The organism is Homoserinimonas aerilata (assembly GCF_006716125.1).
GTDB classification, from domain to species: domain Bacteria; phylum Actinomycetota; class Actinomycetes; order Actinomycetales; family Microbacteriaceae; genus Homoserinimonas; species Homoserinimonas aerilata.
This window is the reverse complement of record NZ_VFOM01000006.1, coordinates 46,580-61,754: the sequence shown is the minus strand read 5'-3', so window position 1 is coordinate 61,754 and position 15,175 is coordinate 46,580. Positions and strand designations below refer to the sequence as shown.

At 66.3% G+C, this 15,175-nt stretch carries 13 protein-coding genes; 10 read left to right on the top strand and 3 right to left on the bottom strand.

The annotated features are described in order from the left end of the window. On the bottom strand, positions 1–100 hold a 100-nt coding region (locus tag FB562_RS13560; protein WP_141881835.1), incomplete at its 3' end, for a LacI family DNA-binding transcriptional regulator. Between the two features lie 181 nt (positions 101–281). Here FB562_RS13560 and FB562_RS13555 point away from each other — a divergent pair. From FB562_RS13555 to FB562_RS13510, 10 genes are all read left to right on the top strand, one after another. After that, the gene (locus tag FB562_RS13555) at positions 282–1,814 is read left to right on the top strand and encodes a sugar ABC transporter ATP-binding protein (RefSeq protein ID WP_141881834.1); all 1,533 of its coding nucleotides are present in this window, start codon (positions 282–284) and stop codon (positions 1,812–1,814) included. After that, a complete protein-coding gene (locus FB562_RS13550) occupies positions 1,811–2,836 on the top strand; it encodes an ABC transporter permease (protein WP_141881833.1) in 1,026 nt (341 codons plus the stop codon). The genes FB562_RS13555 and FB562_RS13550 overlap by 4 nt, the downstream gene beginning before the upstream one ends. 4 nt (positions 2,837–2,840) lie before the next feature. Then, on the top strand, positions 2,841–3,875 hold the full coding sequence (locus FB562_RS13545; RefSeq protein ID WP_246081509.1) for an ABC transporter permease: 1,035 nt from the start codon (positions 2,841–2,843) through the stop codon (positions 3,873–3,875). A gap of 30 nt (positions 3,876–3,905) precedes the next feature. Beyond that, positions 3,906–4,958, top strand: coding sequence for a rhamnose ABC transporter substrate-binding protein (rhaS, locus tag FB562_RS13540; RefSeq protein WP_141881831.1), 1,053 nt, complete (start codon positions 3,906–3,908; stop codon positions 4,956–4,958). A gap of 101 nt (positions 4,959–5,059) precedes the next feature. Next, on the top strand, positions 5,060–6,523 hold the full coding sequence (locus FB562_RS13535; RefSeq protein WP_141881830.1) for an L-fucose/L-arabinose isomerase family protein: 1,464 nt from the start codon (positions 5,060–5,062) through the stop codon (positions 6,521–6,523). 10 nt (positions 6,524–6,533) lie between these two features. Further along, complete coding sequence (locus FB562_RS13530; protein ID WP_141881829.1) at positions 6,534–6,896, top strand: L-rhamnose mutarotase; 363 nt, start codon at positions 6,534–6,536, stop codon at positions 6,894–6,896. 55 nt (positions 6,897–6,951) lie between these two features. Beyond that, positions 6,952–8,118 carry an L-rhamnose isomerase gene (gene rhaI, locus FB562_RS13525; RefSeq protein ID WP_141881828.1) on the top strand — a complete coding sequence of 389 codons (1,167 nt, stop codon included), beginning with the start codon at positions 6,952–6,954 and terminating at the stop codon, positions 8,116–8,118. 98 nt (positions 8,119–8,216) lie between these two features. Next, on the top strand, positions 8,217–10,250 hold the full coding sequence (locus FB562_RS13520) for a bifunctional aldolase/short-chain dehydrogenase (RefSeq protein ID WP_141881827.1): 2,034 nt from the start codon (positions 8,217–8,219) through the stop codon (positions 10,248–10,250). A 47-nt stretch (positions 10,251–10,297) separates the two neighbouring features. Beyond that, the gene (locus FB562_RS13515; protein WP_141881836.1) at positions 10,298–11,710 is read left to right on the top strand and encodes a rhamnulokinase; all 1,413 of its coding nucleotides are present in this window, start codon (positions 10,298–10,300) and stop codon (positions 11,708–11,710) included. A 9-nt stretch (positions 11,711–11,719) separates the two neighbouring features. Beyond that, on the top strand, positions 11,720–12,949 hold the full coding sequence (locus tag FB562_RS13510; RefSeq protein ID WP_141881826.1) for an alpha-hydroxy acid oxidase: 1,230 nt from the start codon (positions 11,720–11,722) through the stop codon (positions 12,947–12,949). A 90-nt stretch (positions 12,950–13,039) separates the two neighbouring features. On the opposite strand, the gene rocD is transcribed toward FB562_RS13510, so the two are convergent. Together rocD and ddaH are read right to left on the bottom strand one after the other, a co-directional pair. Further along, on the bottom strand, positions 13,040–14,302 hold the full coding sequence (gene rocD / locus FB562_RS13505; protein ID WP_141881825.1) for an ornithine--oxo-acid transaminase: 1,263 nt from the start codon (positions 14,300–14,302) through the stop codon (positions 13,040–13,042). After that, positions 14,299–15,156: a dimethylargininase gene (ddaH, locus tag FB562_RS13500; RefSeq protein ID WP_141881824.1), complete on the bottom strand. Its 858-nt coding sequence runs from the start codon at positions 15,154–15,156 to the stop codon at positions 14,299–14,301. The genes rocD and ddaH overlap by 4 nt, the downstream gene beginning before the upstream one ends. Positions 15,157–15,175: the final 19 nt, after the last annotated feature.

Here is a 15,175-nt window from a genome sequence, read left to right as displayed (position 1 = left end):
TCGACGCGCTGACTTTGCCGGGCCGGTTGAGAACATTGGAGACTGTTCCGACCGACACTCCCGCGAGCGCGGCGACGTCTTTCACGCTGGCTGCGGTCATGATTCCTCCGTCGGTCGCAGGCGACAAGTGTAACGATTCACCATCGCTGTTCGCCCGTCGAGTCCAACAATGACACGGATGTCGCAGCTCTCGCCTTGACGATCACGTCTTGCGACCGTAGTCTTCTCGAACACCCGCATTAAATCGATTCAATCCCTCATCGTGGAGGTATCCCCGGCGTATGGCAACGCACACCCCAGGCAGCAATGTCATCGATCAACCCCTGCTGCAACTCAGCGGTGCATCGAAGACATTCGGGCCCGTCATCGCCCTCGCCGAGGGAACCGTGGAGATCCGTGCCGGTGAGATCCACGCCCTCGTGGGCGAGAACGGCGCCGGCAAATCCACCCTCGTCAAGATCCTCGCCGGCGTCCACGCCCCCGATCGGGGAGAGTTCCTCGTCGACGGCAAGCCCGTCCACTTTCGCAGCGTGAGCGACAGCAAAGCCGCCGGGATCTCCGTCATCTACCAGGAGCCCACCCTCTTTCCCGACCTCACCGTTGCGGAGAACATCTTCATCGGCCGTCAACCCACAGGGCGTGGCGGGCTTATCAGCCGAGCTGAGATGCGTCGCCGAGCATCCGAACTCTTCGCCACCCTCGGCGTGCCGATCGACCCCGACCGCATTGCCGAAGGCCTATCGATCGCCGACCAGCAGATCATCGAGATCGCCAAGGCCATCTCCCTCGACGCCACCGTGCTTGTTATGGATGAGCCGACCGCAGCGCTCTCGGGCGTCGAAGTCGATCGCCTCTTCAGCGTCGCCCGCTCGCTTCGCGACAAGGGTGCCGGCATCCTGTTCATCTCGCACCGCTTCGAGGAGGTCTTCGACCTCTGCGACCGCATCACCGTCATGCGCGATGGCCACTACATTCAGGTTCACAACACTGCTGATGTCACGGTGCAGGCCATCGTCAAGGAGATGGTGGGCCGCGAGCTTGGCGAGTTGTTCCCCAAGGAGACTGCCGAGATCGGTGACGTCGTACTCAAGGTCGACAGCCTCAGCAGCGCTGGCACCTTCACGGACATCAACTTCGAGATTCGCGCGGGTGAGATCGTTGCCCTCTCTGGGCTGGTCGGTGCGGGCCGAACCGAGGTGGCCAGGGCCGTCTTCGGTATCGACCCCTACGATTCGGGCACTGTGACTGTCGGCGGCCGCAAGCTCAAGCCGCGCAGCCCGAGGGATGCGATCGCTGCGGGCATCGGCTTCGTGCCGGAGGACCGCCGCAAGCAGGGGCTCGTTCTCGACCTCCCCGTCAGCCGCAATGTCACCCTCACCCTGCGCAATTCTCTCGCCCGCTTCGGTCTCATATCTGGGAGACGCGAGCATGCCGCAGCCGAGGACTGGTCCCAGCGACTCCAGGTGAAGACGGCATCACAGGATCTTCCCGTCTCCACCCTCTCCGGCGGCAATCAGCAGAAGGTGGTGCTCGCCAAGTGGCTGGCCACCTCCCCCCGGCTGCTCATCGTCGACGAACCGACTCGGGGTATCGACGTCGGCACCAAGGCCGAGGTGCACCGGCTCCTCTCCGAGCTCGCGGGCCGAGGCATCGCGATCCTCATGATCTCCTCAGAGCTGCCGGAGGTTCTCGGCATGGCAGACCGCGTTCTCGTCATGCACGAGGGCCGCATCACGGCAGAGCTGAGCAGGGCGGATGCGACGGCTGAGTTGGTCATGCAGGCGGCGACGGGAAGTCAGGGGGCTGGCGAATGAGCACCGTGACCCACACACCGACCGCCGCACGCAGCGGCGCCGTCAAGCGTTTCTTCACCGCCCGGGAGATTCCGGTGGCGAGTGCCCTCGTTCTGCTCATCGCGGTGACCTTCATCCTCAATCCGCGCTTCCTGTCTCCGCAGAGCACCAAGGATCTGATGCTCAACGCCACGATCATGGTGATCTTGGCGGTCGGGCAGTCCATTGTCATCATCACCCGCAATGTCGATCTCTCGGTGGGCGCCATTTTGGGCCTCACCGCGTTCGGCACCGGAACCGTGTTCGACATCTTCCCGGACATTCCCCTCGTGCTGGTCTTCGTGATCGGTATGACCTTCGGCGGGCTGCTGGGGGCGATCAACGGCCTGTTGGTGACCTCGGCGAAGGTTCCTGCGTTGGTGATCACGCTCGGGACCATGTACATATTCAGGGGCGTGCTCTCGAGCTGGGCTGGCTCCAAGCAGTTCTTCTCGGGCGACAACCCGAAGGAGTTCGGCAACCTCTCGGTGGACACCTTCTTCGGCATCCCGATCATCACCATCATCGCGGTGGTTATTACCGTCGCGGTCGCGGTGTTCATGAGTTCGGTGCGGAGCGGGCGTGATCTGTATGCGATCGGCTCCGATCCGGATGCTGCGCGGCTGTTCGGCATCCCCGTCGGCGGGCGCGTGCTGAGCGCGTTCATCGCCACCGGCGCTCTCACGGGCCTGGCCGGGGTGCTCTACACCTCGCGCTACAACTCGGTGGGTGCGCTGACCGGTTCGGGTCTCGAATTGGATGTGGTGGCCGCGGTCGTTGTCGGCGGCGTAGCCATCTTCGGCGGTTCGGGCACGGTGGCGGGTGCCGCGATCGGCGCCGTTCTGCTCTCCACCATCACCGGGGCGTTGACCGCAACCCGGGTCGACAAGTTCTGGCAGCAGGCGATCGTGGGCGTTCTTATTCTTTCCGCCATCATCATCGACCGCGTTGTGTCGTTGCGAAGAACCCGCAAGCTTCGAGTGAGTGAGGCCAAAGATGTCTGAAACGATGGCCACTGCCACGCGTAGTCAATGGATCCGCCGCATCAGCGGTCATGATGCCGTGATCTTCTACATCCTGATCTCGGTCATCGTGATCTCGATGGTGTCGGTGAACTACTTCGCCTCAACCCTCACTGTCGGATTCCTGCTCATCCAGGTGGTGCCGGTGCTGCTCATCGCCATGCCGATGGCGCTCGTTATCATCTCCGGCGAGATCGACCTGTCGGTGGCCTCCACGGCGGGTCTCACGAGTGCCGTGATGGGTGTTCTGTGGCGCGACAGTGGGCTCGACATCGGCACGGTGATGGCGCTGTCGCTGCTCATCGGGGTTCTGTGTGGTGCATTCAACGGTTTTCTCATCACGACCCTTGGCCTCCCGTCGCTGGCCGTGACGATCGGTACTCTCGCGCTCTATCGCGGCCTTGCGCTCGTGGTCATCGGCGATCAGAAGGTGGCCAGCTTTCCCAAGGAGCTCACCTCATTCGTGCTGTCCAAGATCGGCAACACCGGCATCCCGGTGATCATGATCTTCGTGCTCGTGGTCATCGCGTTCTTCGCGGTGCTCCTCCACTTCACCCCGTTCGGGCGCGGCCTCTATGCGCTGGGCTACAGCCCTCAGGCCGCCACCTTCGTCGGCGTGCGGGTTGGTCACGCGAAGTTCTGGCTGTTCGTCGCCACCGGTGTTGTGTCATCCATGGTCGGCGTCTTCCTCACTCTTCGTCTGGCGAGTGCCGGGCCCGACAACGGCACCGGCCTGGAGTTGACCGTCATCGCGGCAGTGCTCCTCGGCGGCGTCTCCATCTTCGGCGGCAAGGGCAACATCCTCGGGGTGGTCGGCGGCGTTCTCCTGATCGGCACGCTCACCTACGCGCTGCGCTTGGCCAAGGTGCCGGAGACGGCGCTCATCATCGTCACCGGCGGGCTCCTTGTGCTGTCGGTCGTGGCTCCCAGCCTCATCGCATGGGGCAGGGAAAGGATCCGGCTTCGCAGGGTCCACCAAAACTTCCAGAGGCAGGGTGCCTCCGGAGCGAACAGCGCCTAAGCACCAGGCGTGATCACGAAAGGAAGAACAATGAAGTTGTTTTCCACTAGCGGGCGGGGTCGTCGCGTCGGCACCTTCGCTGCAGTCGCAACAGTCGTGGCTCTCGCCGCAACCGGTTGCGCAACCACAGGTAACGGCGGAGGCGGCGAGGCCGGCGGCGACGGCACCAGCACCATCGCCTTCCTCCCCAAGCAACTGAACAACCCCTACACGGATGTCGTCCTCGGCGGCGGCGAGGACGGCGCGAAGGAGATCGGCTACGACTCGCAGGTCCTCGGGCCGCTCGAGGCCAGCGCCAGCGCCCAGATCCCGTTCATCGAGCAGGCCACTCAGGAGGGAACGAACGTCATCGTCATCGCGGCGAACGACCCCGACGCGGTCGGACCCGCACTCCAGACGGCCCGCGAGGCCGGCGCGAAGATCGTCGCATTCGACTCGGACACCAACCCCGACTACCGCGACATCTTCATCAGCCAGGTTGTCGCCAAGGACGTCGCACTGATCCAGCTCGAGATCATCTCAGAGCAGATCGGCGGATCCGGTGACATCGCCATCCTGTCGGCAACGGCGACGGCTACCAACCAGAACGAGTGGATCAAGTTCATGGAGGAGGAGCTCGAATCGAACCCCGACTACGCAGACATCCACCTCGTGGCGAAGGTCTACGGCGACGACGACGCCGACAAGTCATTCCAGGAGACCCAGGGCCTGCTCTCCTCCTACCCCGACCTGGCCGGAATCATCTCTCCGACCACCGTGGGCATCGCTGCAGCAGCCAAGTACATCTCCACGTCTGACTACAAGGGCAAGGTCGCTCTGACGGGCCTCGGCCTGCCGAACGAAATGCGCGAGTTCGTCAAGGACGGCACCGTGCAGGAGTTCGCTCTCTGGGACCCAGCACAGCTCGGATACGTTGCCGCATTCGCCGGCAAGGCCCTCGTCGACGGAACCATCACCGGAGCAGAGGGTGACACCTTTGACGCCGGCGAGATGGGAGAGATCACCGTGGGAGCGAACGGCGTCGCCATCGTCGGGCCGCCCACGCGGTTCAACGCAGAAAACATCGACGACTACGACTTCTAGGTAGCCGTCTCCTCTCCCGGGCCCGCCCACACTTCGCTGAGTGGGCCCGGGAGAACCCCACCAGACCCCACGAACACCACAACACTCTTTCGGAGCCAATGATGTCCCGCACCCCAGTCACCGAGTTGCTTCCCCCGAAGATCCGCCGGGCAACCCGCATCGGCCTCGTCGCCGGTGGCCTGGCTGCATACTGGCCCCAGTTCCCCGAGCTCCTGCCGCAGTTGCAGCAGTCGAGCCGTTATGTCACCGAACGATTCACCGCCCTCGACGCCGAGGTCATCGACGTCGGATTCATTTCGGATGCGCGGGAGGCCGCGGTCGCAGCAGAGAAGCTGCGCCAGGCCGATTGCGATCTCATCGTCATCTTTCTCACCACCTACCTCACGGCATCCATGGTTCTGCCGATCGCTCAGCGCGGGGGCACCCCCGTCCTGGTCATCGACCTGCAGCCGACCGAGGCCATGGATCATGCGAACTTCGACACCGGCAAGTGGCTCGCCTACTGCGGCCAGTGCCCCGTGCCTGAGGTGGCGAACGTGTTCCTGCGGGCCGGAATCGAGTTCCGCAGCGTCTCGGGTCATCTCAAAGACGAGCGCGCCTGGACCCGCATCAATCGCTGGGTGAACGCCGCCAAGGTGCGGGCGACCCTGCGTCACGCCCGTCACGGCCTCATGGGCCACGTCTACCCGGGGATGCTCGACGTCTCGACCGACATGACTCGCGTCTCCGCCCAGTTCGGATCGCATGTCGAAGTGCTCGAGTTCGACGATCTGCGCGTGAGAGTAGACGAGGTGACGGATGCGCAGGTCAGGGAGCGCATGGGCCTCGCCCGGCAACTGTTCGAGATCGACAGCTCTGTCGACGAAGAGGATTTTGCTTGGGGGGCGAAGGTCAGCGTCGGCCTCGACCGCCTCGTCGACGACTTCGATCTCGATTCGGCGGCCTACTACCACCGGGGGCTGGGCGGAGAACTGCATGAACGTCTTGGCGCCGGAATGATTCTTGGCTCGTCGCTCCTGACCGCCCGGGGCATCCCCTTCGCTGGCGAATACGAGTTGCGCACCAGCATCGCCATGCTCGCCGCCCACACGATCGGGGCTGGCGGCTCATTCACCGAGATCCAGGCTCTCAACTTCTTCGACGACGTCGTGGAGATGGGTCACGACGGCCCGGCACACCTCGCCGTCTCGCAGCGCGATCCGCTGCTGCGGGGGCTCGGCATCTATCACGGCAAGCGCGGCTACGGCGTCTCGGTCGAGTTCGATGTCAAACACGGACCCATCACCACTTTCGGCGTCGGCGAGGACAGAGACGGCAGCTACACCTTCATCACCAGCGAGGGTGTTGTCACGCCGGGGCCGCTGCTCGAGATCGGCAACACGACATCGCGCGTCGACTTCGGCGGCGACCCCGGCGTATGGGTGGACGAGTGGTCGAAGACCGGGGTTGGCCACCACTGGGCGCTGTGCGTAGGCCATGTGGCCGGCGACCTCCGCGCTGCCGCCGAGCTGCTCGGCATCGAACACCGCCATGTTGATATGGCCGCACTGCCGAAGTGGCACTAGAGGGACGGCCATGAATCGCTACTGTTTTCAGCTTCAGGTGAAGCCTGACCATATCGAGGCGTACAAGGCTGCTCACGCTGCTGTGTGGCCCGACATGCTTGAGGCGCTTGCCGACTCGGGGTGGCACAACTACTCGCTCTTCCTGCGACCGGACGGCCTACTGATCGGCTACGTCGAGTCGGATGATCTGGGCGCAGCTCAGCGTGCGATGGCCGCCACCGAGGTGAACGCGCGCTGGCAGCGAGCCATGGCCGAGCACTTCGTGGATCTGGATGTTCCCCCCGACGAGGGCTTCATCTCGCTGACCGAGGTCTTCAATCTGGAGGACCAACTCGCTGCCGTACGGCAGCACGGCGCGCAGACCAACATCTGACAGATCTCGATTACACTCATGATTGAAACGATTCATCCAGAACGGAAGAACTCCCATGGCGCAATTCAGTGACATCGCTCCCCTGCTCGCCGAGCAGGCCATCGAGCTACCCTCCTGGGCATTCGGCAACTCCGGCACCCGCTTTCGCGTCTTCGGAACACCGGGCACCCCCCGCACACCGCAGGAGAAGATCGCCGACGCCGCGCAGGTGCACAAGTTCACCGGCCTCGCCCCCAAGGTCGCCCTGCACATCCCGTGGGACAAGGTCGACGACTACGCCGCGCTGGGTGCCTACGCCAACGAGCAGGGTGTGAGTCTCGGCACGATCAACTCGAACACCTTCCAGGACGACGCCTACAAGCTGGGCTCCGTCACCCACAGCGACCCCCGCATCCGCCAGAAGGCCATCGACCACCACTTCGAGTGCATCGACATCATGCACAAGACCGGCTCGAAGGACCTCAAGATCTGGCTCGCCGACGGCACCAACTACCCCGGCCAGGGCGACATGCGAGCCCGGCAGGACCGCCTGAGCGACTCGCTTCAGCAGATCTACGCGAGACTCGGCACCGAGCAGCGTCTCGTGCTCGAATACAAGTTCTTCGAGCCGGCTTTCTACCACACCGACGTTCCCGACTGGGGTACCAGCTACGCCCAGGTCGCCGCCCTCGGTGAGCGCGCCATGGTCTGCCTCGACACCGGCCATCATGCGCCGGGCACCAACATCGAGTTCATCGTCATGCAGCTGCTGCGTCTCGGCAAGCTGGGCGCCTTCGACTTCAACTCGCGCTTCTACGCAGACGACGACCTCATCGTTGGTGCGGCCGACCCGTTCCAACTCTTCCGCATCCTGTTCGAGGTTGTTCGCGGCGGCGGCTACGGCACCGACAGCGGTGTCGCATTCATGCTCGACCAGTGCCACAACATCGAGGAGAAGATTCCGGGCCAGATCCGTTCGGTCCTGAACGTGCAGGAGATGACGGCGCGCGCGCTCCTCGTCGACACGGATGCTCTGGGTGCCGCCCAGTCCGCGGGCGACGTTCTCGGGGCCAACAGCATCCTCATGGACGCCTTCTACACCGATGTGCGCGCTCCTCTCGCCGAGTGGCGCGAGTCGCGTGGCCTGCCGGCCGACCCGATGGCCGCGTTCACGGCCAGCGGATACCGCGAACGCATCAGCGAGGAGCGCGTCGGCGGCGCGCAGGCCAGCTGGGGCGCCTAAGCCCACGATGTTCCTTGAGAGGTCACAAAGTGCCCTTCGCGGATGCCCGCAAGGGCACTTTGCGACCCCTCACCAGACGACGAGAGAACAGAAGAGACATGAGTGAGACAGCACGCGAACTTGTCGCCCGCAGCAACCGCCTCGGCGCAGACCCCCGCAACACCAACTTCGCGGGCGGCAACACTTCCGCGAAGGGCACCGAGACCGACCCCGTCACGGGCGAAGACGTCGAACTGCTCTGGGTGAAGGGCAGCGGCGGCGACCTCGGCACCCTCACCGAGAAGGGTCTGGCCGTTCTGCGACTCGACCGCCTGCGCGCCCTCTCCAAGGTCTACCCGGGCGTCGAGCGCGAAGACGAGATGGTCGCCGCGTTCGACTATGTGCTCCACGGCAAGGGCGGTGCGGCCCCCTCCATCGACACGGCCATGCACGGGCTCGTGGATGCCGCACATGTCGACCACCTGCATCCCGACTCCGGCATCGCCTTCGCGACGGCGGCCGACGGCGAGGCACTCACCGCCGCCGCATTCGGCGGTCGCGTCGTGTGGGTTCCGTGGCGCCGTCCCGGCTGGCAGCTCGGCGAGGACATCGCCGCGATCAAGCGCGCGAACCCGGATGCCATCGGCTGCATCCTCGGAGGGCACGGCGTGACCGCATGGGGCGACACGAGTGCGGAGTCCGAGGCGAACAGCCTGTGGATCATCGAAACCGCCGCCGCCTACATCGCCGAGCACGGGCGCGAGAACCCCTTCGGAACCCCTCTGGACGGTTACGAGGCCCTGCCAGAGGCCGAACGGCGAGCCAAGGCCGCCGCGTTGGCGCCGGCCATTCGCGGACTCGCCTCGACCGACCGCGCTCAGCTCGGGCACTTCAGCGACAGTGACGAAGTGCTCGACTTTCTGGCGTCCAGCGAGCATCCGCGACTGGCCGCCCTCGGCACGAGCTGCCCCGACCACTTTCTGCGCACCAAGGTGAAGCCGCTCGTGCTCGACCTGCCGGCCGCGGCATCCGTCGACGACTCGATCGCGCGCCTCAAGGAGCTGCACGAGCAGTACCGGGCCGACTACGCGGCGTACTACAACACCCATGCGAACGCCGAGAGCCCGGCGATGCGCGGTGCCGACCCGGCCATCGTGCTCGTGCCCGGCGTCGGCATGTTCAGCTTCGGCGCCAACAAGCAGACCGCGCGCGTCGCCGGCGAGTTCTACGTGAACGCCATCAATGTGATGCGCGGCGCCGAGGCGATCTCGCGCTACGAGCCGATCAGCGACGCCGAGAAGTTCCGCATCGAATACTGGGCGCTCGAGGAAGCGAAGCTGCAGCGCATGCCCGCGCCGAAGCCGCTCGCGAGCCGCATCGCGCTCGTCACGGGTGCCGCATCCGGAATCGGCAAGGCCATCGCCACGCGTCTCGCCGCGGAGGGTGCCTGCGTCGTCATCGCCGACCTCGACCTCGAGAAGGCGCAGGCGGCCGCTGCCGAGCTGGGCGGCACGGATGTCGCCATCGGCATCAAGGCAGACGTCACAGACGAGCGGGCGGTCCAGGCTGCCGTCGACGCCACCGTGCTCGCATTCGGCGGGCTCGACCTCGTGGTCAACAATGCGGGGCTCTCGCTGTCGAAGTCGCTGCTCGAGACGACGGTCGCCGACTGGGATCTGCAGCACAACGTGATGGCAAAGGGCTCGTTCCTTGTCTCGCGCGCCGCAGCATCCGTGCTCATCGCCCAGGAGATGGGCGGCGACATCGTGTACATCTCGTCGAAGAACTCGGTGTTCGCCGGGCCCAACAACATCGCCTACAGCGCCACGAAGGCCGACCAGGCGCACCAGGTGCGGCTGCTCGCGGCCGAACTCGGCGAGCACGGGGTCAAGGTCAACGGCATCAACCCCGACGGGGTCGTGCGCGGCTCCGGAATCTTCGCCGGCGGCTGGGGCGCCAAGCGTGCCGCCGTCTACGGGGTGCCCGAGGAGGAGCTGGGCAAGTACTACGCACAGCGCACCCTGCTCAAGCGTGAGGTGCTGCCCGAGAATGTCGCCAACGCCGTGTTCGCCTTGTGCTCGGCCGATCTCAGCCACACGACCGGCCTGCACATCCCGGTGGATGCGGGCGTCGCCGCCGCCTTCCTCCGATGAGCGGGGCGGTCCGATGAACGGGTGGCTCCGATGAGCGGGTGGCTCCGATGAGCGGGGCGGTCGCCGCGATCGATCTGGGCGCGACCAGCGGGCGCGTCATGCTGGGCTTCGTCGGCCATGACGAGCTCAGCATCCGCCCCGTCGCACGCTTCGCCAACACTCCCGTGCGCATCGCCGACGGGCTGCACTGGAACATCCTCGAGCTCTACCGCAACGTCGTCGCCGGCCTCGGCGCGGCCGTGCGCGAGGAGCCGGGGCTGCGCAGTATCGGCGTCGACTCGTGGGCGGTCGACTACGCCCTCATGCGCGGGGGGCGGATGCTCGGCACCCCGTACCACTACCGCGACGAGCGCTCGGCGGCCGGAGTGGAGGCGGTGCACGCCCTCGTCGGGCCACAGGAACTCTATGCTGCGAACGGCCTGCAGCACCTGCCGTTCAACACGGTGTTCCAGCTGGCGACCGACGAGCTGGACCTCGCAGACACCATGCTGCTCATCCCCGACCTGCTGAACTTCTGGCTCACGGGGAACACCGCTGCCGAGCGCACCAACGCGTCGACGACCGGCCTGCTCGGCGCGGAGACGCGCGAATGGGATGACGAACTCATTGCCCGCCTCGGCATGCCGCGCGCCATCCTCCCCGGCCTCGTCGACGCCGGCACGACCATCGGCGGCCTGCTGCCATCCGTCGCCGCCGAGGTTGGCCGCAACCTCTCCGTCACGACCGTCGGCTCGCACGACACGGCGAGCGCCGTCGTCGCCATCCCATCGAGCCGCGACGACACTGCCTACATCTCGTGCGGAACCTGGGGCCTCGTGGGCGTCGAGCTCGAGCATCCGGTGATCAGCGAGGCCGGCCGCGCCGCCAACTTCACCAACGAGGGCGGCGTCGACGGACGCGTGCGCTACCTGCACAACGTGATGGGCCTGTGGCTGCTGAGCGAGTCGGTGCGCAGCTGGGAACGGGGCCGCGAGGTCATCGATCTGCCCGGGCTGCTCGCGCAGGCCGCCGCAGTCACGACCCCGGTCGCCGTCTTCGACGCCGACGACCCGCGATTCCTCGCCCCCGGTGACATGCCCGCCCGCATCGCCGGGTACTGCCTCGAGTACGACCTGCCCGTGCCCGCCAGCCGCGCCGAGTTCGTGCGCAGCATCATCGAGAGCCTTGCGGATGCCTTCGCCCGCGCCGTCGTCGCCGCGGCCGAGCTGTCGGGCCGGCAGGTGTCGATCGTGCACATCGTGGGTGGTGGATCACAGAACGAGTTGCTCTGCCAGCTGACTGCCGACCGGCTCGGCAGGCCAGTGCTGGCCGGCCCGGTCGAGGCGACCGCCATCGGCAATGTGCTCGTGCAGGCCAGGGCGCAGGGCCTTGTCACCGGTAGCCTCGAGTCGCTGCGCACCCTTGTCGCCCGCGCGTTCTCGCCTCGCCCCTATTCGCCACGTCCCCGCGCATCCGCCTAGAAGGTCACCATGAAGAGACAGTTCCCCAAGCCCCGCGACATCATGCCGCTCATGAAGTTCAAGGCACCCGAGCTCAACGCCAAGAAGCGACGACTGGATGCTGCGCTCACCATTCATGACCTGCGCACGATCGCGAAGCGCCGCACCCCGAAGGCTCCGTTCGAGTACACGGAGGGGGCCGCCGAAGACGAGATCTCGATGACCCGCGCGCGGCAGGCGTTTCAGGACATCGAGTTCCACCCGAGCATCCTGCGCAGCGTGCCCGAGGTCGACACGAGCCGCGAGGTGTTGGGCGGGCCGAGCGCCATGCCGTTCGGTATCGCGCCCACCGGTTTCACCCGTCTGATGCATGCCGAGGGCGAGACCGCCGGCGCCGGGGCGGCGGGCGCCGTGGGCATCCCGTTCACCCTCTCCACCCTGGGTACGACTTCGATCGAGGGTGTGAAGGCGGCGAACCCGCACGGGCGCAACTGGTTCCAGCTCTATGTGATGCGCGAGCGCGAGATCTCGTATGGCCTCGTCGAGCGGGCTGCGGCGGCCGGTTTCGACACCCTCTTCTTCACGGTCGACACCCCCGTCGCGGGCGCGCGCCTGCGCGACAAGCGCAACGGCTTCTCCATCCCGCCGCAGCTCACCCTGGGCACGATCGTCAACGCCATCCCGCGCCCCGAGTGGTGGTTCAACTTCCTCACCACCCCGCCCCTCGAGTTCGCGTCACTCAGCTCGACCGGCGGAACCGTCGGCGAGCTGCTCGACAGCGCCATGGACCCGACCATCTCGCTCGACGACCTCGACGTGATCCGCGGCATGTGGCCCGGCAAGATCATGGTCAAGGGCGTGCAGACGGTGGCGGATGCTCGGCTCATGGCCGACCGCGGAGTCGACGGCATCGTGCTGTCGAACCATGGTGGCAGGCAGCTCGACCGCGCCCCCATCCCGTTCCACCTGCTGCCGAATGTGGTGCGCGAGGTCGGCGGCGAGCTCGAGGTTCACGTCGACACGGGCATCATGTCGGGGGCCGACATCGTCGCCTGCATCGCACTCGGTGCCCGCTTCACGCTCATCGGCCGCGCCTACCTGTACGGACTCATGGCGGGCGGGCGCGAGGGCGTCGACCGCGCCGTGCAGATCCTGTCGGAGCAGGTCGTGCGCACCATGAAGCTGCTCGAGGTGGCCACACTCGATGAGCTCGGGCCGCAGCACGTCACGCAGCTGCAGCGCCTCATCCCCCGCGACTGAACCAACCACCCCTCCGCGAGTGGTCAATTCTCGCCCCAAAAGCTTTCGGGTTGGGGCAGAAAATGACCACTCGCGAAGAAAAACAGGATGCTAAGCGAGCTCTGCGAGCACCGCTTCCAGCTGATCGACGGCCCACAGCAGTTCGTGCTCCTCGACGACGAGCGGCGGCGCGATGCGAATGATGGAACCGTGTGTGTCCTTCGTCATGACGCCGCGCGCGAGCAGAAGCTCACACACCTCGCGTGCATCGCCGTAGGCGGGGTCGATGTCGATTCCGACCCACAGGCCTGCGGCGCGCACGGCGGTGACGCCGCGGCCCACGAGCCGTTCGAGGCTCTCCTTCAGCACCGCGCCGAGGTCCCGCGCGCGCTTCTGGTATTCGCCCGTTTCGAGCATCCGCACAACCTCGTAGCCCACTGCGGCGCCGAGCGGGTTGCCGCCGAAGGTGGAGCCGTGCTCGCCGGGGCGCAGCACGCCCATGACGTCGCGGTTGCCGACGACCATGCTGACGGGCACGATGCCGCCGCCGAGCGCCTTGCCGAGCAGGTACAGGTCGGGCACCACGCCGGCGTTGTCGCACTGGAAGGTCGCGCCGGTGCGGCCGAGGGCCGACTGGATCTCGTCCGCAATGAACAGCACGTTGTGGCGTGAGGTGATCTCGCGCACGGCCGGCAGGTAGTCGGCCGGCGGGATGACCACGCCGCCCTCACCCTGGATCGGCTCGAGCAGCACGGCGACCGTGTTCTCGTCGATGGCTGCCTCGAGCGCGGCGGCGTCACCGTACGGCACCGAGGTGAAGCCGGGCGTGTACGGGCCGAACGCGTCATGCGCATCCGCGTCGTCCGAGAAGCTGATGATGGTCGTCGTGCGGCCATGGAAGTTGCCGTTCGCGACGATGATGTTGGCCTTGTTCGCCTCGACGCCCTTGACGCGGTAGCCCCAGGCGCGGGCGATCTTGATGCCCGTCTCGACGGCCTCGGCGCCCGTGTTCATGGGCAGCACCATGTCCTTCTTCGCGAGGCGCGCGAGCGCATCCACGAAGGGGCCCAGCTTGTCGTTGTGGAACGCGCGGCAGGTCAGCGTGACCCGGTCGAGCTGATCCTTCGCGGCGGCGATCAGGCGCGGGTTGCCGTGGCCGAAGTTGACGGCCGAATACGCGGCCAGGCAGTCCAGGTAGCGGCGACCCTCGACATCCGTCACCCAGGCGCCCTCAGCGCTCGCGATGACGATGGGCAGCGGGTTGTAGGTGTTCGCGATGCGCGAATCCTCGAACTCCATCGCGGCGAAGGATGCCTCGCGGCCTTCGACGGGGTGCTCGAAGCCGACAGTGGCAACAGCGGTGTTCTCACTCATGACCGGACCTCCAGGGTGCAGCATTTGACGCCGCCGCCGCCGAGCAGCAGCTCGGAGAGGTCGACGCCGATGGGGTTGTAGCCGCGCTCGCGCAGCTGGCGTTCGAAGTCCTTCGCGCGGGATGCGATGACGACGTTGTAGCCGTCGCTGAAGGAGTTCAGGCCGAGCACTGCGGCGTCCTCCTCCGTGGCGATGATGGCGTCGGGGTAGCGTTCGCGCAGGATGGCGAGGCTCTCGTCGCTGAACGCCGAGGGAAGGTAGGCGATGTTTGCGGCCTCACCCTCCCCCGGCGCGGGGTCGAGCACGGCGATGGCCGTGTCGAGGTGGTAGAAGCTGGGGTTGACCAGCTCCAGGCTGATGACCTTGCGGCCGAAAACCTCGGCAAGCTCCTGATGGCTGGCGGAGTCGCTGCGGAAGCCGCTTCCGGCAAGGATGACATCGCCGACGAGCAGGAAGTCGCCCTCGCCCTCGTTCGTCTCGCGCGGCTCGTGCACCTTCAGCCCGGCCTTCGCGAACCACTCCATGTAGGCGGGGCCCTCCGGCTGGCGCTCCGGGTAGGTGAACCTGGCGCCGTAGGCCACGCCGTCGAGCACGAAGCCGCCGTTGGCCGAGTAGACCATGTCAGGCAGGCCTGCGATGGGGTCGATGAGATCCACCTCGAAGCCGAGGCCGATGTAGATGTCGTAGAGGGCCTGCCACTGGGTCACGGCGAGCGAGGTGTCGGTCGGATCCTCCGGGTGCATCCACGGGTTGATGCGGTAGCTCACGGTGAAGAACTCCGGCCGGCACATGAGCACGCGGCGCTTGGAGGGCCGCCGCGTCACCGCGGTCGGAACAGGCTGGCTCAACGTCATATTCTCAGTGTCACAGCGC

Coding starts and splice junctions, on each gene's coding strand:
- FB562_RS13515 (WP_141881836.1), top strand. CDS start 10,298: ATGAGCGGGGCGGTCGCCGCGATCGATCTGGGCGCGACCAGCGGGCGC.
- rhaI (WP_141881828.1), top strand. CDS start 6,952: ATGGCGCAATTCAGTGACATCGCTCCCCTGCTCGCCGAGCAGGCCATC.
- ddaH (WP_141881824.1), bottom strand. CDS start 15,156: ATGACGTTGAGCCAGCCTGTTCCGACCGCGGTGACGCGGCGGCCCTCC.
- FB562_RS13555 (WP_141881834.1), top strand. CDS start 282: ATGGCAACGCACACCCCAGGCAGCAATGTCATCGATCAACCCCTGCTG.
- rhaS (WP_141881831.1), top strand. CDS start 3,906: ATGAAGTTGTTTTCCACTAGCGGGCGGGGTCGTCGCGTCGGCACCTTC.
- rocD (WP_141881825.1), bottom strand. CDS start 14,302: ATGAGTGAGAACACCGCTGTTGCCACTGTCGGCTTCGAGCACCCCGTC.
- FB562_RS13530 (WP_141881829.1), top strand. CDS start 6,534: ATGAATCGCTACTGTTTTCAGCTTCAGGTGAAGCCTGACCATATCGAG.
- FB562_RS13550 (WP_141881833.1), top strand. CDS start 1,811: ATGAGCACCGTGACCCACACACCGACCGCCGCACGCAGCGGCGCCGTC.
- FB562_RS13545 (WP_246081509.1), top strand. CDS start 2,841: ATGGCCACTGCCACGCGTAGTCAATGGATCCGCCGCATCAGCGGTCAT.
- FB562_RS13520 (WP_141881827.1), top strand. CDS start 8,217: ATGAGTGAGACAGCACGCGAACTTGTCGCCCGCAGCAACCGCCTCGGC.
- FB562_RS13535 (WP_141881830.1), top strand. CDS start 5,060: ATGTCCCGCACCCCAGTCACCGAGTTGCTTCCCCCGAAGATCCGCCGG.
- FB562_RS13510 (WP_141881826.1), top strand. CDS start 11,720: ATGAAGAGACAGTTCCCCAAGCCCCGCGACATCATGCCGCTCATGAAG.